20 protein-coding genes and 2 pseudogenes are annotated in these 23,257 nt (G+C 73.0%); 12 read left to right on the forward strand and 10 right to left on the reverse strand.

Going from position 1 to position 23,257, the window contains the following annotated elements; all coding sequences use genetic code 11:
• The 3 genes and pseudogenes from Q7A36_RS41670 to Q7A36_RS28225 form a co-directional block, all read right to left on the reverse strand.
• Positions 1 to 185, reverse strand: a pseudogene (locus Q7A36_RS41670) (transposase); the annotation flags it as partial.
• A complete protein-coding gene (locus Q7A36_RS28220) occupies positions 149 to 472 on the reverse strand; it encodes a hypothetical protein (RefSeq protein ID WP_305107117.1) in 324 nt (107 codons plus the stop codon). The pseudogene Q7A36_RS41670 and the gene Q7A36_RS28220, both read right to left, overlap by 37 nt.
• A gap of 15 nt (positions 473 to 487) precedes the next feature.
• The gene (locus Q7A36_RS28225; RefSeq protein ID WP_305107118.1) at positions 488 to 850 is read right to left on the reverse strand and encodes an IS110 family transposase; all 363 of its coding nucleotides are present in this window, start codon (positions 848 to 850) and stop codon (positions 488 to 490) included.
• 67 nt (positions 851 to 917) lie between these two features.
• On the opposite strand from Q7A36_RS28225, the pseudogene Q7A36_RS28230 reads away from it, so the two are divergent.
• A pseudogene (locus Q7A36_RS28230) lies at positions 918 to 1,563 on the forward strand (transposase); the annotation flags it as partial.
• Positions 1,564 to 1,736: 173 nt separating this feature from the next.
• Here Q7A36_RS28230 and Q7A36_RS28235 read toward each other — a convergent pair.
• Positions 1,737 to 2,708, reverse strand: coding sequence for a mitochondrial fission ELM1 family protein (locus Q7A36_RS28235; protein WP_305107119.1), 972 nt, complete (start codon positions 2,706 to 2,708; stop codon positions 1,737 to 1,739).
• Positions 2,709 to 2,768: 60 nt separating this feature from the next.
• Here Q7A36_RS28235 and Q7A36_RS28240 point away from each other — a divergent pair, with 60 nt between their 5' ends.
• Positions 2,769 to 3,488, forward strand: coding sequence for an orotate phosphoribosyltransferase (locus Q7A36_RS28240; protein WP_305107120.1), 720 nt, complete (start codon positions 2,769 to 2,771; stop codon positions 3,486 to 3,488).
• Positions 3,489 to 3,532: 44 nt separating this feature from the next.
• Here the strand turns inward: Q7A36_RS28240 and Q7A36_RS28245 are convergent, their stop codons facing one another.
• Positions 3,533 to 5,590, reverse strand: a complete 2,058-nt coding sequence (locus tag Q7A36_RS28245) for a methyl-accepting chemotaxis protein (protein ID WP_305107121.1) — start codon at positions 5,588 to 5,590, stop codon at positions 3,533 to 3,535.
• A gap of 121 nt (positions 5,591 to 5,711) precedes the next feature.
• Here Q7A36_RS28245 and Q7A36_RS28250 point away from each other — a divergent pair, with 121 nt between their 5' ends.
• Together Q7A36_RS28250 and Q7A36_RS28255 are read left to right on the forward strand one after the other, a co-directional pair.
• Positions 5,712 to 7,370 (forward strand): peptide ABC transporter substrate-binding protein, encoded by a 1,659-nt coding sequence (locus tag Q7A36_RS28250; RefSeq protein ID WP_305107122.1) that lies wholly within the window; start codon positions 5,712 to 5,714, stop codon positions 7,368 to 7,370.
• A gap of 278 nt (positions 7,371 to 7,648) precedes the next feature.
• Positions 7,649 to 8,044, forward strand: a complete 396-nt coding sequence (locus tag Q7A36_RS28255) for a hypothetical protein (RefSeq protein WP_305107123.1) — start codon at positions 7,649 to 7,651, stop codon at positions 8,042 to 8,044.
• A gap of 42 nt (positions 8,045 to 8,086) precedes the next feature.
• On the opposite strand, the gene Q7A36_RS28260 is transcribed toward Q7A36_RS28255, so the two are convergent.
• Positions 8,087 to 9,628: a PhoX family protein gene (locus tag Q7A36_RS28260; RefSeq protein ID WP_305107124.1), complete on the reverse strand. Its 1,542-nt coding sequence runs from the start codon at positions 9,626 to 9,628 to the stop codon at positions 8,087 to 8,089.
• A 149-nt stretch (positions 9,629 to 9,777) separates the two neighbouring features.
• Between Q7A36_RS28260 and Q7A36_RS28265 the strand changes: the two genes are divergently transcribed.
• Both Q7A36_RS28265 and Q7A36_RS28270 read left to right on the forward strand, forming a co-directional pair.
• The gene (locus Q7A36_RS28265) at positions 9,778 to 11,172 is read left to right on the forward strand and encodes an aspartate aminotransferase family protein (RefSeq protein ID WP_305107125.1); all 1,395 of its coding nucleotides are present in this window, start codon (positions 9,778 to 9,780) and stop codon (positions 11,170 to 11,172) included.
• A 59-nt stretch (positions 11,173 to 11,231) separates the two neighbouring features.
• Positions 11,232 to 12,470, forward strand: a complete 1,239-nt coding sequence (locus Q7A36_RS28270) for an O-antigen ligase family protein (protein ID WP_305107126.1) — start codon at positions 11,232 to 11,234, stop codon at positions 12,468 to 12,470.
• Between the two features lie 25 nt (positions 12,471 to 12,495).
• Here Q7A36_RS28270 and Q7A36_RS28275 read toward each other — a convergent pair whose 3' ends face one another.
• On the reverse strand, positions 12,496 to 13,497 hold the full coding sequence (locus Q7A36_RS28275; protein WP_305107127.1) for a polyprenyl synthetase family protein: 1,002 nt from the start codon (positions 13,495 to 13,497) through the stop codon (positions 12,496 to 12,498).
• A 125-nt stretch (positions 13,498 to 13,622) separates the two neighbouring features.
• Here Q7A36_RS28275 and Q7A36_RS28280 point away from each other — a divergent pair, with 125 nt between their 5' ends.
• Together Q7A36_RS28280 and Q7A36_RS28285 are read left to right on the forward strand one after the other, a co-directional pair.
• Positions 13,623 to 13,835 carry a putative signal transducing protein gene (locus Q7A36_RS28280; RefSeq protein WP_305107128.1) on the forward strand — a complete coding sequence of 71 codons (213 nt, stop codon included), beginning with the start codon at positions 13,623 to 13,625 and terminating at the stop codon, positions 13,833 to 13,835.
• Positions 13,832 to 14,581, forward strand: coding sequence for a tRNA1(Val) (adenine(37)-N6)-methyltransferase (locus Q7A36_RS28285; protein WP_305107129.1), 750 nt, complete (start codon positions 13,832 to 13,834; stop codon positions 14,579 to 14,581). The genes Q7A36_RS28280 and Q7A36_RS28285 overlap by 4 nt, the downstream gene beginning before the upstream one ends.
• 8 nt (positions 14,582 to 14,589) lie before the next feature.
• On the opposite strand, the gene Q7A36_RS28290 is transcribed toward Q7A36_RS28285, so the two are convergent.
• The 3 genes from Q7A36_RS28290 to Q7A36_RS28300 form a co-directional block, all read right to left on the reverse strand.
• The gene (locus tag Q7A36_RS28290; protein ID WP_305107130.1) at positions 14,590 to 14,871 is read right to left on the reverse strand and encodes a hypothetical protein; all 282 of its coding nucleotides are present in this window, start codon (positions 14,869 to 14,871) and stop codon (positions 14,590 to 14,592) included.
• 95 nt (positions 14,872 to 14,966) lie between these two features.
• Positions 14,967 to 15,656, reverse strand: a complete 690-nt coding sequence (locus Q7A36_RS28295; RefSeq protein ID WP_305107131.1) for an SCO family protein — start codon at positions 15,654 to 15,656, stop codon at positions 14,967 to 14,969.
• Positions 15,657 to 15,813: 157 nt separating this feature from the next.
• Entirely contained in the window at positions 15,814 to 16,854 is a 1,041-nt protein-coding gene (locus Q7A36_RS28300; protein ID WP_305107132.1) for a ribonucleotide-diphosphate reductase subunit beta, read from the reverse strand.
• A 463-nt stretch (positions 16,855 to 17,317) separates the two neighbouring features.
• On the opposite strand from Q7A36_RS28300, the gene Q7A36_RS28305 reads away from it, so the two are divergent.
• From Q7A36_RS28305 to Q7A36_RS28320, 4 genes are read left to right on the forward strand one after another with little or no spacing between them, the layout of a single operon-like run.
• A complete protein-coding gene (locus Q7A36_RS28305; protein ID WP_305107133.1) occupies positions 17,318 to 17,800 on the forward strand; it encodes a (2Fe-2S)-binding protein in 483 nt (160 codons plus the stop codon).
• Positions 17,801 to 17,803: 3 nt separating this feature from the next.
• Positions 17,804 to 18,790: an FAD binding domain-containing protein gene (locus Q7A36_RS28310; RefSeq protein ID WP_305107134.1), complete on the forward strand. Its 987-nt coding sequence runs from the start codon at positions 17,804 to 17,806 to the stop codon at positions 18,788 to 18,790.
• Positions 18,787 to 21,009 carry a xanthine dehydrogenase family protein molybdopterin-binding subunit gene (locus tag Q7A36_RS28315; protein WP_305107135.1) on the forward strand — a complete coding sequence of 741 codons (2,223 nt, stop codon included), beginning with the start codon at positions 18,787 to 18,789 and terminating at the stop codon, positions 21,007 to 21,009. Before Q7A36_RS28310 ends, Q7A36_RS28315 begins: the two co-directional genes overlap by 4 nt.
• Positions 21,006 to 23,219, forward strand: a complete 2,214-nt coding sequence (locus tag Q7A36_RS28320) for a xanthine dehydrogenase family protein molybdopterin-binding subunit (protein ID WP_305107136.1) — start codon at positions 21,006 to 21,008, stop codon at positions 23,217 to 23,219. The genes Q7A36_RS28315 and Q7A36_RS28320 overlap by 4 nt, the downstream gene beginning before the upstream one ends.
• Positions 23,220 to 23,257 lie beyond the last annotated feature (38 nt).

Below are 23,257 nucleotides of genomic sequence, written 5' to 3' on the forward strand. Positions count from 1 at the left end.
AGCAGGCGCCGCAGGTAGGCGTTCCCAGCCTTGGAGATGCCGCCCTGCTTGGCCTTGCCGCCGCTGCTGTTCTGCTTCGGCGTCAACCCCCATGCCGCCGAGAGATGCCGGGCGGAGGCGAAGTTCGAAGCGTCGCCGACCGTTGCAACTACGGCCGAGGCGATGATCGGTCCGACACCGGGGATCGTGGCAATCGCCGGCTCGCCTCATTGCCCTTGTGCCATTCCAGGATCAACGCCTCGAGTTTGTCGATCTGCGCCTCCACCGCCTCGAGCTGTGCGGTGAGGCAGTTGAGCGATGCCTTGGCGAGCGATGGTATCCTGGTGTCATCCACGCCGACCAGCTCTGCCAGGAGATCGGCAACACGCCTGACGCCTTTGGCAGCGACGATGCTCAGCTCGGCCAGGTGACCCCGGAGCGCGTTCACCAACGCCGTTCTCTGGCCGACCAGCAGCTCACGGGAGCGATACATTATCATGGTTGCCTGTTATTCGGGCGTCTTGATCGGCACGAAGTGCATGGTGGGCCGCGTGACCGCCTCGCAGATTGCCTCAGCATCGGCGGCGTCGGTCTTGCCGCGTTTGACGTACGGCTTGACGTAGGTGGGCTGTAGCAGCTTCACCTCATGGCCAAGGGCGGCGATCTCGCGGGCCCAGTAGTGCCCCGTGCCGCATGCCTCGATGCCCACCAAAACCTTGGGCTGGCCCTTGAAGAACTCGAGCACATCGCCACGGCTGAGCTTGCGGCGCAGCACAAACTGGCCGGCGGCATCGACCCCATGCATCTGGAAGACGTTTTTGGCGATATCCAGGCCGATGGTGACCGGAACGGCCTTTGCGGTATTCTTCATGATGGACGGTTCCTTTTGCTCGATGCCTGCAACAGCTCCGAGCTTGGCACACGATGCCGCTGGGGGCCGTCCACCTCATCACTACTGCGCACCGGAAGTCCTCGACTTCTGCCGCGCCGAGCGGCTCGACTTCGTGCTCGGCGTCGCCGCGACCACCACCCTCCACCGGCACGTCGAGGCGCTGGAGCAGAGCACCGCCGCCCGGCACGCCGCGCGTGGACAAGCTGCGCCGCTACAAGGAGTTCTGGGACGGCGCCGGCAGCTGGAGCCGGGTCGAGCGCATCATCGCCCGCGTCGAGGTCGGGCCGCAGGGCACCGACACGCGCTACGTCGTCACCAACCTCGCCGGCGGCACGCCACGGCGGATCTATGAGGACCTCTACTGCGCCAGGGGACAGGCCGAAAACCATATCAAGGCCTGGCGCCGCCACCTCGCCGCCGACCGCACGTCGTGCAGCCGCGCCACCGCCAACCAACTCCGCCTCATGCTGCACACCGGCGCCTACTGGCTGCTCTGGTCGCTGCGCAGCCTCATGCCGAAGCGCTCCACTTGGCGCGTGGCGCAGTTCGACACCCTCCGCCTGCGCCTGGTCAAACTCGCCACCCGTGTCGTCGCCCTGAAGACCAGGGTCATGCTGCACCTGCCGAGCGCCTGTCCGGACAAGGCCATCCTGCGTCTCGCCCTCGAGCGCTTGCCGCGCCTGACCTGCTGAACATCGGGGCGATTGCCCCAGCCGAGCCCTCCGACCCGCAACCAGCCAGCCCCGCGATCCGCAGCCATAGACCGGTCCCGAAGGCGGCATCGTCGACGCGCACCCATCCCAACCAGAAGGCGAACCCTGTCAGGCGGAAACCAGTCCGCCGCGGGCCTCGTGAATTTTTCGGGCTAGACCCACCCGCGCCCGCGGATCGCCGCCGCGACCCGCCCCGCCTCGTCCAGCGGTGCCCGGACGAAGGGCGCCGGCGCCGCCGCCAGCATCCGCGCCTGCCCCGCCGCGACCAGGCTCTCCTGCAGCCTCCGGTGCCGCGGCCCGAGGCCGCCCGGATCGGCGATGAAGACCGAGGCCTGGGTCGCCAGCGCCTCCGACAGCATGGAGACGCTGTCGCCCGTCACCACCAGCGCATCCGCCCAGGCGAGGAAGCCGGCATAGGGGTTCGGCCCCCCCTCCCCCCAGCGGTGCAGCCGGTGCGGCCGGCCGGCGAGGGCGGCGGCCAGCGCCTCGGTCGCCGCGGCGCCGGTGCGGCGGCTGGCGGTCGCCAGGACGCTGCCGGCGAAGCCCGCGACCGCGGCGCCAAGCGCGGCGGCGACGGCCGGCGCCATGCCCTCCGCCCGCACCGGGCCGCCGACCAGCAGGCCGATGCGCGGCGAGGGCAGCCCCGCCAGCGCCGCCCATTCCGCCCGCGCCGCCGCCAGCCGCGTCGGCGCCATGCGGTGGCAGGCGCCGAGGATCGGCAGGAGGTTCGGCGCCAGGCCAGGGTCGCCCGGCAAGCGCCCGGGCGGCAGATCGTGGCGGCCGATCACCAGCAGGTCGAAGGCGCCCGCCCCCAGCCCGGGGCGCATGCAATGCACCAGTCGCGCCCCGCGCCGCCCCAGCCAGCGGGCAACCGGCGCCGACCGCCGCCCGGCCGAGATCACCAGCCGCGGCCAGGCGGACCCGGGCGGCGGCGCGATCCGCGCCCGCGCCTCCGGCGTCAGGCCGGCCAGGGTCGGCCAGGGCCAGGGAAGGCGCGCCAGCCCGCCCCAGGCCAGCGGCACCTCCCGCACCGGCACGCCCAGCCGGTCCGCGATGCCCAGTGCCTGCGCCGCCGTGCCGGCCCGCGGATCGGCCAGCACCCAGACCGCGCCCGCCTCGCTCATGGACGCCATTCCCGGCGAGGGTTACGAGACGGCGACACGACGCCGGCAGGGATACGCGCCATGGCCATGCAACATGCTTCCGACTGGGACCGGGACGCCGCGCTGACGGCCGCGCGCATCCTGCTCGAGATCAAGGCGGTGAACTTCCGTCCCGACGAGCCCTACACCTTCACCTCGGGCTGGAAGAGCCCCGTCTATATCGACTGCCGCAAGATCATCTACTTCCCCCGCGCCCGGACCAAGATCTCCGACCTGGCCGTGGAGAAGATCGGCCGCCATGTCGGCTACGAGACCATCGAGGTGGTGGCGGGCGGCGAGACCGCGGGCATCCCCTTCGCCGCCTGGATCGCCGAGCGCATGGCGACGCCCATGGCCTATGTGCGCAAGAAGCCGAAGGGCTTCGGCCGCGGCGCGCAGATCGAGGGGGACGTGCCGGAGGGCAAGAACACCCTGCTGGTCGAGGACCTGACGACCGATGGCGGCTCCAAGATCCGCTTCGCCCAGGCGCTGCGCGATGCCGGCGCCACCTGCGACCATACTTTCGTGGTCTTCTACTACGGCGTCTTCCCCGGCAGCTTCGAGACGATGAAGTCCATGGGGCTGAACCTGCACCACCTCTGCACCTGGTGGGACGTGCTGGAGGTCTGCCGCGAGCGCCCCTATTTCGCCGAGAGCGCGCTCAAGGAAGTGCGGAAATTCCTCGAGGACCCGGTCGGCTGGTCGAAGCGCCATGGCGGCATCGGCTCGGTCGAGGAAGCCCGCCCGCGCGACGCCGAATAGGCGGCGGCGGCGGAGCGGAGGCCGCCCTCCGCCCTCCGCGCCGCTCAGGCGGCGCGGACGCTGCCGACGAAGCCCTCGATCTCCGTGGTGAAGCGCGCGGCCTGCCGGCGCAGGTCGGAGGCGGAGCCCGAGACCTGCGTCGCCGCGGCCTCGGTCCGGCTGCTGCCCTCCGTCACCGCGGCGATGTTGCTGCTGACGGCGCCGGAGGCGGCGGCGGCGGACTGCACGGTGCAGGCGATGTCGCGGGTCGCGGCCGCCTGTTCCTCCACCGCCCCGGCGATGGCATCGGCGATGCCGCGCACCTCCCGGATGGCGGCGGCGATGCCCTGGATCGCCTCGACCGCGGAGCCGGTGACGGCGCGGATCTCGTTGATCTGGGTGCCGATCTCCTCCGTCGCCTGCGCCGTCTGCCCGGCGAGCGACTTCACCTCCTCGGCCACCACGGCGAAGCCCTTGCCGACCTCGCCCGCCCGCGCCGCCTCGATGGTCGCGTTCAGCGCGAGGAGGTTGGTCTGGCCGGCGATGGCGTTGATGAGCTCGACCACCGCGCCCACCCGCTGCGCCGCCTCGGCTAGGGCCTGTACCGTGGCATCCGTCCGCTCGGCATTGGCCACGGCGCGGGCGGCGGCCTCGGTCGCCTGGCCGGTGCGGCGGCTGATCTCGCGGATGGAGCCGCTGAGCTCCTCGGCCGCCGCGGCGACGGTCCGCGCGCCCTCCGAGGCCTCGCCGGCTGCGCGGGCCGCCGCGCCGGCCCGCGTGCCGGTCTCCGTCGCGGCGCCGTTCATCTCGCCCGCCGTGGCCTCCAGCGCGCCGGCGGCGGCGGTCAGCTCCTGCATCATGGCGGCGGCGCTGGCCTCGAAGCCGTGCACCAGCGCCTCGATCCGCCGCGTGCGGGCCTCGCGGGCGCCGCGCTCGGCCGCCTGCTCCGCCGCCAGCCGCTCGGCATCCTGCATGCCGCGGCGGAAGACCAGCAGCGCCCCGGCCATGGCGCCGATCTCGTCCTGCCGGTCGGTCGCCGGTACCTCGGCGGCCAGGTCGCGCGCCGCCAGCCGCCGCATCGTCTCGGTGAGCTGGCCGATGGGGCGGACCACCCGGCGATTGAAGGCCAGCGTCGCGGCGGCAACGGTCGCCAGCAGGAGCAGCAATTGCCCGACGGCCAGCAGCACGGCGCGCGAGGCATCGCCGCGCGCCGCTTCCGCCCGCGCCGCGGCCTCCTCCAGCGCGGCGTCGCGCAGCGGGAACAGGCTGTCGAAGATCGGCATGATCTGGCGGATCATCTCGTCGCCCGTGGTCGTCAGGGTCTGGCCACGGCGCGGCACCACCCAGGTGGCGTAGATGTCGCCGCCCGCCTTCCAGAACCCGGCCTCGGCGCGCGCCATCGCCGCGGTCAGCCGGGGCGGATCGCCGGCCCCGCGCACCCGCTCCCCCAGCGCATCCCAGAGCCGCAGCACGCGGCCGCGGAACTCGGCCGCCTGCTCCGCCTGCTCCGGCCCCATGACCTCGCCCGTCGTCGCGGCCCGGATCAGCAGCGTCGCCTGCCGCCCCGCCCAGTCCCGCATGGTCCAGGCGAGGGTGGCGATCTCCAGCACCGTGGCGGAGTCCGGGTGGTTCCGCTGGGCGCGCGCGCGCACCGCCTGGATGAAGCCGCCGGCACGGTCCATCAGCGCGATCATGTCCGGGACGTAGCGGCCGACCACCGCCGGCGGCCGCTGCGCGCGCTCCTGCCCGATCGCCGCCATGGCGCCGCTGCGCAGCGCCGCCAGCCGCTCGGCCAGGGCGGCGACCGCCGCCTCGTCGGCCGCGGTCGCATCGGCCCGCACCGCCGCCAGCGCCCGGTCGGTCTCCCCGGTCGGCTTCTCCAGCGCGGCGCGCTGCTCGGCGCTGGCGGCCACCGGCCCGGCCAGCCGCGGATTGATCAGCGCGCGCTCCATGTTGAGCGCGGCGGCGAGCTTCAGGCCGGAACCGAGCAGGCGGGCATCGCGCTGCGCCAGTTCGACGCGCCGGAGCGTCGCCCACTGGTCCGCGACGAAGACGGCGGCGGCGATCGTGCCGAGGCCGGCGATGACGGAGATGGTGACGAGGAAGAGAGTGCGAAGTCGCATGGTCCAGACCTGAGGCGCAACCGGCGCCGGATCGTCCTGATCGCAGAAAGGCTTGCCCCATTCCTTAACCGGGCACCTTCCCGCCTATGCTGCCGGCCCGAGAGCCTCCCGAGGATCCACGATGCCCCTTGCCGCCCTCCGCCTGCTCGCCCTGCTGCTGCTCCCCTGCTTGGCTGCGGCCCAGGGCCAGCGCGACACGCTGACCATCGGCATCACCCAGTTCCCCAGCACCTTCCACCCGAACATCGAGAGCATGGCGGCGAAATCCTATGTCCTCGGCTTCGCCCGCCGCCCCGTCACCGTCTACGACGCCGACTGGCGCCTCGCCTGCATGCTCTGCGAGGAATTGCCGTCGCTGGAGAACGGCCTGGCCCGGCGGGAGGAGACGCCGGAGGGCAAGCCGGGCCTGCGCGCCACCTGGCGCCTCCGCGCCGATGCGCGCTGGGGCGACGGCACGCCGGTCTCGGCCGAGGACCTGCGCTTCGCCTGGGAGGCCGGCCGCAACGGCGAGACCGGCTTCGGCGGCGCGGAGTTCTACCGCTCGGCCTATGAGCTGATCGTCGAGGATGCGCGCACCGTCACCCTGCGCTTCGACCGGGTGACCTTCGACTTCGCCTCGCTCGGCGACTTCCAGCCGCTGCCGGCGCATGTCGAGCGGGCGCGCTGGGCGCAGGAGCCGAAGGCCTATCGCAGCCGCACGGCCTATGACACCGAGACGACGAACCCCGCCCTCTGGTCCGGCCCCTACCGCGTCACCGCCGTGCAGCCCGGCGCCGGGGTGACGCTCGAGCGCAATCCGGCCTGGCAGGGGGCCGCGCCCGCTTTCCGCCGCATCCAGGTCCGCACCGTCGAGAACACCGCGGCGCTGGAGGCGCAATTGCTGGCCGGGCAGGTCGACATGGTCGCGGGCGAGCTCGGCCTGCCGGTGGAGCAGGCGGCGGCGCTGGAGAAGCGGACCGGCAGCCGCTTCCGCATCCAGTACAAGCCGGGCCTGGTCTACGAGCATCTCGCCCTCCGCCTCGACACGCCGATGCTGGCGGATCCGCGGGTGCGGCAGGCGCTGCTGCTCGCCCTCGACCGCGGGCAGATCGTGGCGCGGCTCTTCGAGGGGCGGCAGACCGTGGCGCATACCAGCGTCAACCCGCTGGATCCGATGCATGACGACGTGGCGCACGCCTGGCCCTTCGATCCCGCGCGCGCCAATGCCCTGCTGGAGGCGGCCGGCTGGACCCGTGCGCCGGACAGCATCCGCCGCAATGCGGCCGGGGAGCGGCTCTCCTTCGAGCTGATGACCACCGCCGGCAACCGCGCGCGGGAGGCGGTGCAGCAGGTCATCCAGGGCATGTGGCGGCAGGCGGGGGTGGAGGCGCGGGTCCGCAACGAGCCGCCGCGCGTGCTCTTCTCCGAGACGCTGTCGAAGCGCCGTTTCCAGGGCGCCGCGCTCTTCGCCTGGATCTCGGCGCCGGAGAGTGTCCCGCGCACGGTGCTGCACTCGGAGGAGGTGCCGACCGAGGCGCGCAACTGGTCCGGGCAGAATTTCGGCGGCTACCGCAATGCCGAGATGGACCGGCTGCTGGAGGCGATCCCGGTGGAGCTTGACCGCGAGAAGCGCCGCGCCCTCTGGTCCCGGCTGCAGGCGATCTATGCCGAGGAGCTGCCGGCGCTGCCGCTCTGGTTCCGGGCCGATGCGCATGTCTGGCCGCAATGGCTGGAGAATGTCCGGCCGACCGGGCACCTGAACCCGAGTTCGCTCTGGGTCGAGGAATGGCGGGTGCGCTGAGCCGCGCCTGCCGCGCCTCGCCCGGTCGGATGGGGGCCGCCGCGGCCGGGGACCCTGACCTCGCAGCCCGGCCGCCCGTGCGTCCGGTCGAAGGAGGACCTGCCCGCCCGCGCCACCCGACCCGGCAGGCGGGACGATCCCGTCCGGCGAGGACGGGACCCATCGCACTGCCGTGAAGCGGCGGCGCATCGCGCGGCCGTGTCACACCGGGACGCAGCGGCGGCGCTAGCCTGTCGCCATGGTCCGGGCGCGCCCGGCTCCCGGCCGAGGAGCGAACCATGCCCAACGCCGCCGCGCAGCCGCATCCCTATCTCAACCTCTTCGCCTCCGCTCTGGTGCCGCAGATGAAGCGCGGCCCCGACCACAGCGCGGACCCGCCGCCGCCGCACCTGCTGCCGCTCACCGGCGGTTCCTCGGAATCGCGCGGCGTGCTGGACCTGCTGCTGGGCGCGGACCACGACCTCCGCGACGACCATGACCGCGCGGCGACGATCAACCTGGCGCTGGCCGAGACGCGGATCCGGCTGGCCATCAGCCATGGCGACACCTCGCCGGCGCTGGAGACGGCGCTGAACCGCATCGCCCTGGCACGGGAGGAGATGGCGCGCCACGACACCCGCCGCGCCTGCGCCGCGCTGGCCGATGCGGTGCGCGCGGTGATGAAGCCGCACTGAGGCGCGGCGCCCGGGCGGCGCGCGCAGGCGCGCCCGTCCTGGCTACCCGCCGACGGCGCCGCCCGCCGCGCGCACCAGGCCCAGCAGCGTCGTGCGCGGCGGCACGCCGGGCTGGAATTGCGGCCAGCGCGTGGCGGGCCGCTCGAAACTCGCCCCTGGCTCGGCGCCGGGGTGGCGCACGGCGGTGAACAGCACCTCGCCATCCGGCGTCAGCCCTGCCCCGCCGATCGAGCCGGCGCGCGGCGCGCCATAGATCGGCACCGGCACGCCGCGGCCCGGCCCATCCAGGTCGCAGGCATAGAGCCCTTCCGCCTGCGGCCCAACGCGCCCGCCGCGATCCGTGCCGATCCAGGCCCGGCCGCGCGCATCCACGGTCACCGTATCAGGGTTCTCCGGCCAGGCGCTGCCCGGCGGCAGGCCGGCGCGGCCGTAGCGCGCCTCGGCGCTGCGCGGATCGCCGGCGGCGAAGAGCAGCGCGGCGCCCGCCTCATCGGCGCCGTCGTCGCCCTTGTCGGCCGTCAGTTCGATGACATGCCCCGCCGGCCGCGCCGGACTGCCGTGGCAGGCCAGCAGCAGCCGCGGCCGCGTCGGGTCCAGCCCCAGCCCGGCCGGCGTGTCCAGCGGGCTGCCCCCCGCCTGCGCCGCCGCCGCGACCGGATCCGGCGCCCCCGCCGGCAGCGGCACCCAGGTGACGCGGTCATTCTCGAGGCGCGCGACCGCCATGGTCCCGGCATCCAGCGCATCCTCCGCCGTCGCCGGCCCGGCCGAGAGGAAGCGGAACAGGAATCCCCCGATACGGCGATCCGTGAGGTAGACCACCGCCCGCCCGTCGCGCGACAGCGTCGCCACCACGTCGCCATGCGCGAAGCGGCCGAGCGCCGTGCGCTTCACCGGCAGGGATTGCGGGTCGAAGGGGTCGAGTTCGACCACCCAGCCATAATCCGCGGGGCTGCCGAGGGGGATGCGGGCGAGCCAAGGCGCAGGGTCGCCCTCCGCCAGCAGCAGCGTGCCCCAGGGCGTGACGCAGCCGCCCGCGGGGCCCAGCACGCCGCGGGCGCTGCCGGCGGCGGTGGGACCGGAGACGCGGCAGAGCGTCCCGCCGGAGAGGCGGCGGCTCTGGAAGCCGCCATCCACCACCACCCAGCCGGCGCCCTGCTTCTCGATGTTCATCAGGGAGGCGCCCTGCATCGCCGCCGCCGCGGCGGGCTGGTCCCGCCCGCCGGGGAAGGCGAGCGCCGGGTCCACCCTCGGGTGCACCACGGCGAGGACCGCGCGCGGGATGCCGTCGGCCGCCTGCTGCTGCGGCACGGCGATGCCGGCGATGCGGGCGTCCCAGCCGAATTGCGCGGCGGCGCCGTCCGGGTCCGGCCGCCGGGGGTCCCAGGCCGGCGCGTCGAAGGTCACGCGGTCGCCCCAGCGGACCAGCACGTCGCGCCGATAGCCGCGCGCCACCGTGTCGTCCTGCTTCACCGGCAGGGCCAGCGGATCGAGGTCGTTGCGGCGGATCTGGGCCTGCGCCAGGCCCGGCGCGGCCAGGAGCGGCGCCGTCAGCAGCACGCGGCGCGTGGGTCCGGTTCCCGTCATGCGTGCATTCCCGTCTCGGCAGGCGTCCTCATGCCACCGTCCCCGGGCATGCGTCCATCCGGGGCCTTGCAACAAGCGCGTGCAAGGCTTGGGCTGCCGCGCCATCCCTGGCAGACTGCCGATATCGAGACGCAGAAGGCCGGACACCCATGACCCCGCCCCGCAATTCCACCGCCGCCCGTGACATCGCCTATGCGCTGCACCCCTATACCGACCACAAGGCGCATCTGCAGAACGGGCCGATGGTGATCAGCCGCGGCAAGGGCGTGCGGGTCTATGACGACCAGGGCAAGGAATACATCGAGAGCGTCGCCGGCCTCTGGTGCGCCAGCCTCGGCTTCGACAACGAGCGGCTGGTGCAGGCGGCGGCGGCGCAGATGCGCAAGCTCCCCTTCTACCACGCCTTCACCGCCAAGTCGCACGAGCCGCTGGTCGACCTCTCGGAGATGCTGATCGAGCGGGCGCCCTCCCCGATGTCGAAGGTGTTCTTCGCCAATTCCGGATCCGAGGCGAACGACAGCGCCATCAAGATGATCTGGTACATGAACAACGCCATCGGCCGGCCGGAGAAGAAGAAGATCATCGCCCGGCTGAAGGGCTACCACGGCATCACGCTCGCCGCGGCCTCCCTCACCGGCCTGCCGGCGAACCACAAGCTCTTCGACCTGCCGCTGCCGGGCTTCCACCACGTCTCGACGCCGCACCACTACCACAACGCCAAGCCCGGCGAATCGGAGGAGGATTTCGCCACCCGCCTCGCCGAGGAGGTGGAGCAGAAGATCCTGGCCGAGGGGCCGGAGACGGTCGCCGCCTTCTGGGCGGAGCCGATCATGGGCGCCGGCGGCGTGATCCTGCCGCCCGCGACCTATTTCCCGAAGATCCAGGCCGTGCTGAAGAAGTACGACGTGCTCTTCGTCGCCGACGAGGTGATCTGCGGCTTCTGGCGCACCGGCAATTACTGGGGCAGCCAGACGCTCGGCATCCAGCCGGACATCCTGGTCTGCGCCAAGGCGCTCAGCGCCTCCTACCTGCCGATCTCGGCCGTCATGGTCAGCGAGCAGGTCTTCCAGGGCATCGCCGAGGGCTCGTCCACCATCGGCACCTGGGGCCATGGCTTCACCTATTCCGGCCATCCCGTGCCGGCGGCCGTGGCGATCGAGACGCTGAAGATCTATGACGAGATGGATATCGGCACCCATGTGAAGCGCGTCGGCGCCCACATGCAGAAGGCGCTGCGGGAGCGCTTCGCCGAGCACCCGATGGTCGGCGAGGTGCGCGGCACCGGACTGATCGCCGGCGTCGAGCTGGTGGCCGACAAGGGTGCGGCGAAGAATTTCGACCCGGCGAAGAAGGTCGGCGCGCGGCTCTCGAAGCTCGGCGAGAAGCATGGCGTCATCATGCGGGCCATGGTGAACGACAGCATGGGCTTCTCGCCGCCGCTCATCATCTCCGAGGCCGAGATCGACGAGATGCTCGACCGCGTCGGCCGCGCCCTGGACGAGCTCTCGGTCGAGCTGCGGCGCGAGGCCATCGCGCCGGTTTGACGATGGTGGCCGCGCCGGTCCACAGGGGGCCCTCCTCCCTGGACCCGGTGCGGCCCTCCATGCAGACCACCCTTCCCCTCCCGGCGCGGCGGATCGCCGCGCCGAGCCTGCCGCTCGCCGTGGCGCTGGCCATCGCGCCGACCGCCGGCGTGCTGCAATCCAAGGCCCTGGCGCCGATCGCCACCGTCGCGCTGCTGCTCTGCGTGGTGTCCCATTGGCGGCGGGAGGGCACCTGGCCCTGGCCGCGCGGCCCGCTGGCCTGGGTGGCGCTGGCGCTGTTCGGCTGGGGCGCGATGACGGCCCTCTGGGCGCTCGAGCCGCTGCGGGCGCTCGGCACCTCGCTCCAGATCGGCGGCTTCGTCGCCCTCGGCGCCGCCGCGGCGCGGGCCGTCGCGCTGGATGAGGAGGCGGCGAAGCGCCGGCTACTGCTGGCGGCGACCGGGGGGCTCGTCGCCGGCCTGGCGCTGGCCGCGGCGGATGCGGCGAGCGGCAATGCCATCCGCGCCGCGGTGCGCGGCCTCCGGGAGGTCCCGCCGCAACTCGCCTTCGGCCTGAAGCCGGCGGCCTCCGCCATGGGGCTCTGGCTGCCGCTGGTGGCGGCGGCCGGGCTGGCGCGCTGGGTCCGGGCGCTGGTGCTGACGGCGGGCGCGGCGGTGCTGGTGCTGCTGCCGGGCGAATCGGCGAAGCTCGCGGTACTGGCCGGCGGCGCGGCGGGCGGCTTGGCGCTGCTGGCGCCGCGCTGGACGCCGCGGCTGCTGGGGGCGGGGCTGGCCGTTGCCATCCTCGCCATGCCGGCGGTGCTGGGGCCCGTGCTGGCGCGCGGCGTCCCGGCGGACGGCCTCGCGCCCTCGGCCGCGCATCGCCTGCTGATCTGGGATTTTGTGAGTGACCGCATCGCGGAGCGACCGGTCTTCGGCTGGGGGATGGAGGCGAGCCGCGCCATCCCGGGGCACGGCGAGCATGCGACGCCGGCGATGCTGGAGCGGTTCCGGCTGGGCGGACAAGCCGCCCCCCCCTGGCTGCCGGCGGCCGAGCTGCTGCCACTGCACCCACACAACCTGGCGTTGCAGCTCTGGCTGGAGCTCGGCCTGCCGGGGGCGTTGCTGGGCGCGGCGCTGGCGCTGCTGCTCGGCCTCGCCGCGGCGCGCGCCGCCCGCCCGGCGGTGGCGACCGCCGTGCTAGCGGCGGGCAGCGTGACGGCGATGCTGAGCTTCGGCGCCTGGCAGGAATGGTGGGTCGGGGCGGAACTGCTGGCGCTGGCGGCGGTCGCGGCCGTGCCGCCGCGGATGGCCGGCTGACCGACTCCCCCCCGCCCGGGCGGGGCTACCGCGCCCGGGCGATGCAGAACTCGACGATGTCGGCCAGGGCGCGCTTCTCCGCGCTCTCGGGGAAGCCGGCCAGCGCCGCGAGCGCCTGGTCGCCATAGACCCGCGCCCGCTCCACCGTGTCGCGCAGCGCGCCGTGGCGCTCCATCAGGCGCTGCGCCTCGGCGAGGTCCTCGGGCTGCTGCGCACGGTCCTCGATCGTGCGGCGCCAGAAGACGCGCTCCGCTTCCGTCCCGCGCTCGAAGGCCAGCAGCACCGGCAGGGTGATCTTGCCCTCGCGGAAATCGTCGCCGACCGTCTTGCCGAGTTGCTCCTGCGCCGCCGAGTAGTCCAGCGCATCGTCCACGAGCTGGAAGGCGGTGCCGAGCGCGCGGCCATAGGTGTCGAGCGCCGCTTCCTCCGCCACCGCGCGGTCCGCCACGACGGCGCCGATGCGCGTCGCCGCGGCGAACAGCGCCGCGGTCTTGCCCTCGATCACCTGCAGGTACTGGGCTTCCGTCGTCGTGGTGTCGTTCTGGATGACGAGCTGCAGCACTTCGCCTTCCGCGATGGTCGCCGAGGCTGCGGAGAGGATGGCCAGCACCGTCAGCGAGCCGTCCTGCACCATCAGCTCGAAGGCGCGGGCGAAGAGGAAGTCGCCGACCAGCACGCTCGGCTTGTTGCCGAACAGCGCATTGGCGCTGGCCTGGCCGCGGCGCAGCGCGCTCTCGTCCACCACGTCGTCGTGCAGCAGGGTCGCGGTGTGGATGAACTCCACGCAGGCCGCCAGCGCGACATGGCGCGGCCCGCGATAGCCGCAGAGCCGCGCCGCCGCGAGCGTCAGCAGTGGCCGCAGCCGCTTGCCGCCGGCCGCGACGATATGCGCCGCGAGTTGCGGGATCAGCGCCACCGGGCTCTGCATCTTCTCGACGATGAGCCGGTTGCAGGCCTCGAGGTCGTCGCGCACGAGGGCGGTGAGCGCCGTCAGCGCATCCTCACCGCGGGACGCGGCTTCCATCATCGGCGACGCATCCATCATCGCGCCCGCATCCGCGTCCACGTCTCTTGACCCGTGCATAGGGGGCGGCACCATAACGACGCTCCCACATGGCGGCAAGCGCAGGGAAAACAAGGAGTTCGCACCGGATGCGCGTCGTCGCCGAGAGCACGGACCCCGTGCGTATCAGTTTCCTACTGGCGCTGCTGCGGGATGCGGGCCTGCCCTGCATCGTGCTGGATGCGCATATCAGCGCGGTGGAGGGCGGCATCGGCGCCTTCCCGCGCCGGATCGCGGTGGCGGCGGAGGACCTGGCCCAGGCCCGCCGCGTGCTGCGCGAGGCCGGCGAGGCGGAGGCGTGAGCGACCCGCCCGAGGCCCTGGCGGCGCCGACCGAGGACCGGCTGCTGGGCGGGCGGGTGCGGCTGCGCCAGCCCCGGCGCGGGCTGCGGGCGGGGCTCGATGCCGTGCTGCTCGCTGCCGGGGTGCCGGCGAAGCCCGGTCAGCGCGTGCTGGAAGCCGGCTGCGGCAGCGGCGCCGGCTTCCTCTGCCTGGCGGCGCGGGTGCCGGGGCTGACGATCCTGGCGGTGGAACGCGACCCCGGCCTTGCCGCCCTGGCGCGGGAGAATGCGGCGCTGAACGGCCTCGAAGGCCAAGTGGAGGTGATCGAGGCCGATGTGCGCGACCTGGCGCTCGCCCGCCGCCTGCCGCCGGTGGACCACGCCTTCGCCAACCCGCCCTACTGGCCCGGCGGGACCGCCCCGCCCGAGGCGCTGCGGCGCGCCGCGACGCATGAGGAGGCGAGCCTCTTGGACTGGGCGCGCTTCCTGGCCGCGCCGCTGCTGCGCCGCGGCAGCCTCGGCCTGATCCTGCCGGCGGCGCGGCTGGAGGCGGGGATGGCGGCACTGGCCGGGGCCGGCTGCGGCGGCGTGCGGCTGCTGCCGGTCTGGCCGCGCGCCGGCCTGGCGGCGAAGCGGGTGCTGCTGCAGGGCCGGCGGGAGGGCCGCGGCCCGGCCCGGGTGGAGCCGGGCCTCGTGGTGCATGAGGGCGAGGGGTTCAGCGCGGCGGCGGAGGCGGTCCTGCGCGACGCCGCCGCGCTGCCGGGCTGAGCGGCGGCTCAGCTATCCTGGCTCTCGGGGTGCCGCAGGTACCAGAGGCGCTCATGCGCCGCGACCAGGCTCTCCATGTTCTTCCGCCGGTTGGTGTCCGGCGAGACCGCGCGGCGCGTCAGCATCATCTCGAGGATGCGGAGAAGCTGCTCGGCGACCTCGTAGTCCCCCTGGTCGCAGGCGTGGTGGAAGGCGATCAGGATCTTGTCGGAAAGTCGCCGGCTGTGCCGCGGGGCGGGGCCGCGTGCACCGTCCCGGGGCCCCTCCTGATCCGGAACCTCATCCACCATAATGCTCGTCTCCAGGACCTGCGCGGCGCCGGCCGGCAGCCGAAGTTATGACACAAAAAGACACTCGAACCTACTGCGACGGGATTCCGCTCAGGCTAGCTGGTGCGCCCGGCCGGCGCGCGGAGCTGCGCGGCGACCGCGGCGGCGATGTCCTCCGGCTTGGTCTCGGGGCGGAAGAGCGCCCGCACCCGCGCATCCGGGCCGACCAGGTAGATGAAGCTCGAATGGTCCATCAGGTAGTCGGTCATGTCCGGCCGCTGCACGCGGGCGTAGTAGACGCGGTAGCGCCGCGCCACCTCCGCGACCTGCTCGGGCGTCCCCGTCAGGCCCTGCATGCGGGGATGGAAGCGGGCGACGTAGTCGGCCAGCGCCGCCGGGGTGTCCCGCTGCGGGTCGACCGAGATGAAGACCGGCGTGACGCGCTCGCCCGCCGGGCCCATGGCATCCAGCGCCGCCGCCATGGTGCCGAGTTCGGTCGGGCAGACATCGGGGCAGAAGGCATAGCCGAAATAGACCAGCATCCAGCGGTCGGCATAGTCGCGCTCGGTCACCGCGCGGCCGGACTGGTCGGTCAGGCTGAAGGGGCCGCCGAGCGCCATCCCTTGCGGCAACTGGATGCCGCCGGCGGCCGGCATGGGCATCTGGCCACCGAAGACCTGGGTGAGGCGGGCGGCGAAGGCCTCGCCCAGCCCCTCATCCGGCGCGCGGGTGACCCAGGCAAAGGCCCAGACGCCGCCGAGCAGGACGACCAGCAGCAGGGCGAAGACGCGCATGATCCTCAGCATGGGCCTCATGTAGCGCCCGGCCGGGCGCGCGGCCAGCGCCGCGGCCCCGGGAATCCGGATGCGACGCGCATCCGTTGCGCGGCCGGGACGCGGCCCATCCCCGAACCCGCCGCGTCCGAGCCGCCGCCGGGCCTGGGAGCCCGGCCGTCGTCACGTGTCAGTGCGCGGCCAGATCCTCGGAGGACCAGTTCTCGCCGATGCTCGGGGCCCAGACATCCTCCCAGGATCCGGTCGTGCTCGCGCGGGAGTACTCGGTCGCCCGGTTCTCGAAGAAATTGGTGTGCTCGATGGCGTTCAGCATCTCGTCCAGCCAGGGCAGCGGGTTCTTCTCGATGTTGTAATGGGGATCGAGGCCGAGCTGCTGCAGCCGCCGGTCGGCGATGAAGCGGATGTAGCGCTTGGTCTGCTCGGCATCGAGGCCCTCGACCCCGCCCAGCTCGAAGGCCAGGTCGATGAAGGCGTCCTCGTGCTCGACGATCGTGGCGCAGATCTCGACGATCTCCCGCTTCAGGTCCTCCGTCCAGATCTCCGGGTTCTCCTGCACGAAGGTGCGGAACAGCCGGATGATGGACAGGCAGTGCAGCGTCTCGTCCCGCACCGACCAGGAGACGATCTGGCCCATCCCCTTCATCTTGTTGAAACGCGGGAAGTTCATGAGGATGGCGAAGGAGGCGAAGAGCTGCAGCCCCTCGGTGAAGGCGCCGAAGGCGGCCAGCGTCTTGGCGATCTCGGTCCTGTTGGCGACCGAGAAGTTTTGCATGTAGTCGAACTTGTCCTTCATCTCCTTGTACTTGAGGAAGGCGGTGTACTCGATCTCCGGCATCCCCACCGTGTCGAGCAGGTGGGAATAGGCCGCGATGTGGATCGTCTCGATGTTGCTGAAGGCGCTCAGCATCATGAGCACTTCCGTCGGCTTGAACACCTGGGAGTAGTGCTTCATGTAGCAGTTGTTCACCTCGACATCCGCCTGGGTGAAGAAGCGGAAGATCTGCGTCAGCAGGTTCTTCTCGGAGGCCGTCAGGTTCTTCTGCCAGTCCTTGACGTCGTCGGCGAGCGGCACCTCCTCCGGCAGCCAGTGCACGCGCTGCTGCGTCAGCCAGGCATCATAGGCCCAGGGGTAGCGGAAGGGCTTGTAGACCGGATTCGCGGTCAGCAGGTCGAAGCGCGGCGGGGTGCCATTGGGCAGGCCGTCAGGCATGGCGGGTCGTATCCTTCGGGTTCAGGCATGGGGCGAGGCTGATCGGCGCGGCGCGACGGGCCGTGGTCGCGCAACCGGGTCGCCCGCAGGTGAGCGCGGCCGGCGGGAGGTCAAGACAGGTCCGCTGCCGCATCGACCGGGGCGACCGCCGGATGCTCCTGCCGCGTCCGGGCATCATGGGCAGGATCGCCATTCTCGCGCTGCAGGAATGACCGGGATCCTCTGCGGTTGCGGGGCTCGGGCGTCATGCGACCATCTCGGGCGGGCGGTTCGGCGCGCCCCGCACCGCCGTCCGACTCCGGTGCGGGGCACAGCCTACCATCCGGCCGGCCGGGCCTGAAGCATGACGCGCGCGCCTGCCGTGTCCGGCCGGGCCGCGCGGCGGCGCGGTCCGCACCGCGATGTTGATCGAACATCGCGAGGCACGCGGCGTTGCCAGCCGCAACTCCCCCGCCGAGGCCCCATGCAGAACGCAACGCACAACGCGACCGTCACCCTCAGCGTCAACGGCGTGCCGCGCCGCGTCGAGGTCGATGCCCGCACCACGCTGCTCGACGCCTTGCGCGACCGGCTGCACCTGACCGGCACGAAGAAGGGCTGCGCCCTCGGGCAATGCGGCGCCTGCACCGTGCTGCTGGACGGGCGGCGCATCGTCTCCTGCCTCACCCTCGCGGTCATGAGCCAGGGCAAGGAGATCACCACCATCGAGGGCCTGGCCCAGGACGACCGGCTGCATCCCGTGCAGGCCGCCTTCGTCGAGCACGACGCCTTCCAGTGCGGCTACTGCACGCCGGGGCAGATCATGTCCGCGGTCGGCGCCATCCGCGAGGGCCGCGCCCGCTCCGACGACGAGATCCGCGAGCAGATGAGCGGCAATCTCTGCCGCTGCGGCGCCTACAGCAACATCCTCGCCGCCGTGCGCGACGCCGCCGCGCAGGAGGGCTGAGGGATGCAGCCCTTCGCCTATGCCGCGGCCGCCGATGCCGCCGCCGCCAGCGCCGCCGCATTGCGCGGCGCCGAATACATCGCCGGCGGCACCGACATGCTGCAGTTGTTGCAGGAGCGCGTGCGCCGGCCCGAGGAGATCGCCGACGTCAACGGCCTGCCGCTCGGCGGCATCACCGAGGAACCGGGCGGCGCCCTCCGCCTCGGCGCCCTGGTGCGCTTGCAGGAGGCAGCCGACCACGCGGCGCTGCGGCAGCGCTTCGCCGTGGTGGCGGAAGCGCTGGACGCCACCGCCTCCCCCATGGTGCGGCACATGGCGACCCTCGGCGGCAACCTGCTGCAGCGCACGCGCTGCCTCTATTTCCGCGACGTGACCACGCCCTGCAACAAGCGCGAGCCGGGCAGCGGCTGCGGTGCCTGGGACGGCGAGAACCGCCACAACGCCATCCTCGGCGGCAGCGAGCGCTGCATCGCCGTGCAGCCTTCCGACCTGCCGGTCGCGCTGATCGCGGTGGATGCCGAGGTGCTGCTGCGCCACGCCGACGGTGCCGAGCACTGGGTTCCGATGGAGGATTTCCATCTGCTGCCGACCGAGCATCCGGAGATCGAGACGGTGCTGCGGCCGGGCGACCTGATCCTCGCCATCCGCATCCCGGCGCATGCCGCGCTGCGACGGTCGCACTATGTGAAGGTGCGGGACCGCGCCAGCTTCGCCTGGGCGCTCGCCTCGGCCGCCGTGGCGCTGCGCACCGGCGATGACGGCAGGGTGGAGGAGGCGCGCATCGCCGCGGGCGGCGTCGCCACCAAGCCCTGGCGCCTGCCGCAGGTGGAGCAGGTGCTGCTCGGCCGCCGGCTGGACGCCGCCTGCGCGGCGGAGGCGGCGGCGCGCGCGACCGAGGGCGCCCTGCCCCGGCCCGGCAATGCCTACAAGCTGCCGATGCTGCGCGCCGCGGTGGAACGCGCGATCCTCGAGCTGGGGGGCCTGGCATGAACGCGATCATCGGCCAGCCCGTCAGCCGGGTGGACGGCCCGGCCAAGGTCACGGGACAGGCCACCTATGCCGCCGAGTTCGACCTGCCCGGCCTGGCGCATGCCGCCGTGGTGCCGAGCACCATCCCGTGCGGCCGCATCACGCGCATCGACACCGCCGCGGCGGAGCGCGCCCCCGGCGTACTGGCCGTGCTGACCCATGAGAATGCCCCGCGCCTCGCCTACCGGCAGATGGAGAAGCGGGCGCAGGTGGATGCGCAGTCCGGCGAACAGTTGCACGTGCTGCAGGACCCGGAGGTCCGGTTCAACGGCCAGCCCCTGGCGCTGGTGGTGGCGGAGACGCCGGAACAGGCCACCCACGCCGCCGGCCTGGTCCAGGTCGACTACGAACGCGCCGAGGCGCCGACGGAGTTCGACCCCGCCCGCGGCAAGCCGCCGGCGGAGGAGAATGCCAAGGCCGGCCGCCCCGGCGATGCCGGCCGCGGCGATGCCGATGCCGCGCTCGCCCGCGCCCCGGTGCGCGTGGAGGCCACCTACGAGCATCCGCGCGAGCACCACAACGCCATCGAGCCGCATGTGACCATCGCCCAATGGGAGGGCGAGCACCTCACGCTGTTCGACAAGACGCAATGGGTGGACAACGACCGCAAGGAGATCGCGCATGTCTTCGACATGCCGGAGGAGCGGATCCGCGTCGTCTCGCCTTTCGTCGGCGGCGCCTTCGGCTCGGCGCTGCGCACCTGGCCGCATGTGACCCTGGCGGCGCTTGGCGCGAAGGTGGCGGGACGGCCGGTGCGGCTGGAGCTGACGCGGCGGCAGCTCTACAGCTCCATTGGCTTCCGCCCGCACACCCGCCAGCGCGTGGCGCTGGGTGCGACGCAGGACGGCAGGCTGCAGGCCGTGGTGCACGAGGCCTGGAGCCAGGTCGCGCAATACGAGGAATATGCCGAGACGACGCTGGCGCCCACCCAGCACCTCTATGCCTGCGCCAATCTTCGCACCCGCTACCGCCTGGTGGAGATGGCGACCAACTCGCCCTGCCCCATGCGGGCGCCCGGTGTCGCCACCGGCGTCTTCGCCATGGAGATGGCGATGGACGAGCTGGCGGCCGAGCTGGGCCTGGATCCGCTCGAGCTGCGGCTGCGCAACTACGTCGAGCGCGACGAGCAGAAGGACCTGCCCTGGTCCAGCAAGAAGCTGCGCGAATGCTACGAGGTCGCCGCCCGGCGCTTCGGCTGGGACCGGCGGCGGCCGGAGCCGCGCAGCCTGCGCGACGGCCACCTGCTTGTCGGCACCGGCATGGCGACGGCGATCTACCATTCCGACCGCAGCGCCGGCTCGGCCTCGGTCGCGTTGACCGGCAATGGCACGGCGGTGGTACGCAGCGCCGCCTCCGACATGGGGCCGGGCACCTATACCTCCATGACGCAGGTGGCGGCGGAGACGCTCGGCCTGCCGGTGGCGCGCGTGCGCTTCGAGCTCGGCGATACCAACCTGCCCTTCGCGCCAGTCCATGGCGGCAGCATCACCATGGCGAGCGTCGGCAATGCCATCGCCGCGGCCTGCGGCGCCGTGCAGTCGAAGCTCATCGACCTGGTCCGCGCCGCGGCGGAGGGACCCTTCGCCGGCCTGCCGGCCGAGGCGATCGCCGCCCGCGATGGCGGCCTGGCGCGTCGGGAGGGCGGCCCGGTGGTGCCTTATGCCGAGCTGCTGCGCCAGCACAACCTCGGCTGGATCGAGGCCGAGACCAGCGCCAAGCCGGGCGAGGAGACGAAGAAATACAGCTCCGCCGCCTTCGGCGCGGTCTTCGTCGAGGTGCGGGTGGACGAGGCGCTCGGCACCGTGCGCGTGCCGCGCATCATCGGTGCCTATGACGTGGGGCGGGTGATCAACCCGAAGATCGCGCGCAGCCAGTGCATCGGCGGTCAGGTCGGCGGCCTCGGCATGGCGCTGGAGGAGCGGGCGGAATGGGACCCGCGCTTCGGCAAGGTGATGAACGCCAACCTCGCCGAGTACCACGTGCCGGTGAATGCCGACATCATCGAGCAGGAGGCGATCTTCGTCCCGAACGACGACCGCAACTTCAACCCGCTGGGCGTGAAGGGCCTGGCGGAGGTGGCGATCTGCGGCATCGCGCCCGCCATCGCCAATGCGGTCTGGCACGCCACCGGCAAGCGCATCTGCAAGCTGCCGATCACGCCGGAGAGCCTGCTGGCGTGATCGGCCCGGGGGATGGCTTCGGGGCGCCGCTGATCGGCCCGCCGCTGCCGCGGCGGGACGGTCCGGCCAAGGTCACCGGCGCGGCCCGCTACGCGACGGACGAGATGCCGCCGGGCCTCGCGCATGGTGTCTTCGCCGAGAGCGCGATCGCCGCGGGCCGCATCCGCGCCGTCGACGCGGCGGCGGCCCGCGCCGCGCCGGGCGTCCTCGCCGTGCTGACGCACGAGAACGCGCCGCGCCTCGCGCAGGTCGGTCAGCAGGGCCAGGCGGGGCGGCCGGGCCAGTCGCACATGCCGCTGCAGGATGCGCACATCTTCCATGCCGGCCAGTATGTGGCGCTGGTGGTGGCCGAGACGATCGAGGCGGCGGAGCACGCCGCCGACCTGGTCCGGGTGGAGTACGAGCCCGACCCCGCCGGCCCGCGCGCGCGGTTCGAGGCGCATCTCGACGAAGCCGAGGTGCCGCCGCGCATTCCGCTGATCGGCACACCGCCGGTCGAATCCTGCCGCGGCGACCCGGAAGCGGCCCTGGCCGCGGCGCCGGTGCGGCTCGACCTCATCTACCGCACGCCGGTCGAGCACCATGTGCCGATGGAACAGCACGGCACGGTCGCGGCCTGGGATGGGGACAGGGTCACCGTCTGGGACAGCACCCAGCATGTCTATGGCGTGCGCAGCATCGTGGCGAAGTTCCTGGCGCTGGAGGAGGAGCAGGTGCGGGTGCTGTCGGCCTTCACCGGCGGCGCCTTCGGCTCCAAGGGCTCCTCCTGGCCGCACATCACCTTTGCCGCCGTCGCGGCGCGCGAGGTGGGACGGCCGGTCCGCATCTGGCTCGGCCGCCGGCAGGGCTTCGTCGGCGCCGGCCATCGCTCGCCGACACTGCAGCGCATGCGAGTCGGCGCCGGCCGCGACGGCCGGCTGCAGGCGCTGCTGCATGAGGCGGTCGGCCACAGCTCTCCCTACGATGCCTTCTCCGACGCGACCGCCGTCGTCAGCCGCATGCTGTATGCCTGCCCGGCCATTCGCACCGGCCACCGCATCGTCCGGGTGAACGTCAACACGCCGACCGCCATGCGGGCCCCTGGCGAGGCGCAGGGCAGCTACGCCCTGGAATGCGCCATGGACGAGCTGGCGGCAGAACTCGGCCTCGACCCGCTGGAGCTGCGGTTGCGGAACTACACCGAGCGGGACGAGGACGAAGGCGGCAAGCCCTATTCCAGCAAGGCGCTGCGGGAATGCTACCGCCAGGGCGCCGAGCGCTTCGGCTGGGCACGCCGTCCGCTCGCCCCACGGACGCAACGCGATGGCCGCTGGCGGGTCGGCCAGGGCATGGCGACGGCCGTTTATCCCGGCAAGCAGTCGCCCGCCTCGGCGCGCGTCACGCTGCTGCCGGATGGCCGGGCCGAGATGGCGACCGCGACGCAGGAGATCGGCACCGGCGGCTCCACCGCGCTCGCCATGGTCGCCGCCGCGGCGCTCGGCCTGCCGCTCGACCGCCTGCGCTTCGCCTATGGCGATACGCGGCTGCCGCGCGCCCCAGTCTCGGCCGGCTCGCAATCGACGGCGAGCGTCGGGTCCGCCATCCGCCTGGCCGCGGAGGCGGCACTGCGGCGCCTGGCGGCGCTGTCGGGCGGCGCGCCGAACCCGACAGCCTGGGCGGAGCAGGTTGCCAACCACGGGCCGGTCTCGGGCGAGGCGACCTACGAGCCGCCCGACAAGGACGCCCGCACCCATGCCCCGCACGCCTTCGGCGCGCAGTTCTGCGAGGTCCGCGTCGCCGAGGACAGCGGCGAGGTGCGCGTCGCGCGCTGGACCGGCGCCTTCGGCTGCGGGCGGATCGTCAATGCCCGCACGGCGCACAGTCAGTTGCTCGGCGGCATCGTCTGGGGCATCGGCATGGCGCTGCTCGAGGAGACGCATCTCGACGCCCGGCTCGGCCGCTTCATGAACCGCAACCTCGCGGAGTACCTGGTGGCGGTGAATGCCGATGTGCCGGTGATCGATGCCTTCTTCCTGCCGGACGCGGACGAGGCGGTGAACCCGATCGGCGCGAAGAATGTCGGGGAGATCGGCATCTGCGGCGCGGCCGCCGCGATTGCCAATGCCGTCTTCCACGCGACGGGCCGCCGCATCCGCGACCTGCCGATCACGCCGGAGCGCATGCTGCTTGGGACCGGCGATGCGGCAGCGCATGCGCCCTCGTCCGCTTAGCCAGCGGGCGGCGGCAAGCAATGCCATGCGGCAACCGG

It is taken from the genome of Paracraurococcus lichenis (genome assembly GCF_030657435.1).
GTDB lineage: Bacteria > Pseudomonadota > Alphaproteobacteria > Acetobacterales > Acetobacteraceae > Paracraurococcus > Paracraurococcus lichenis.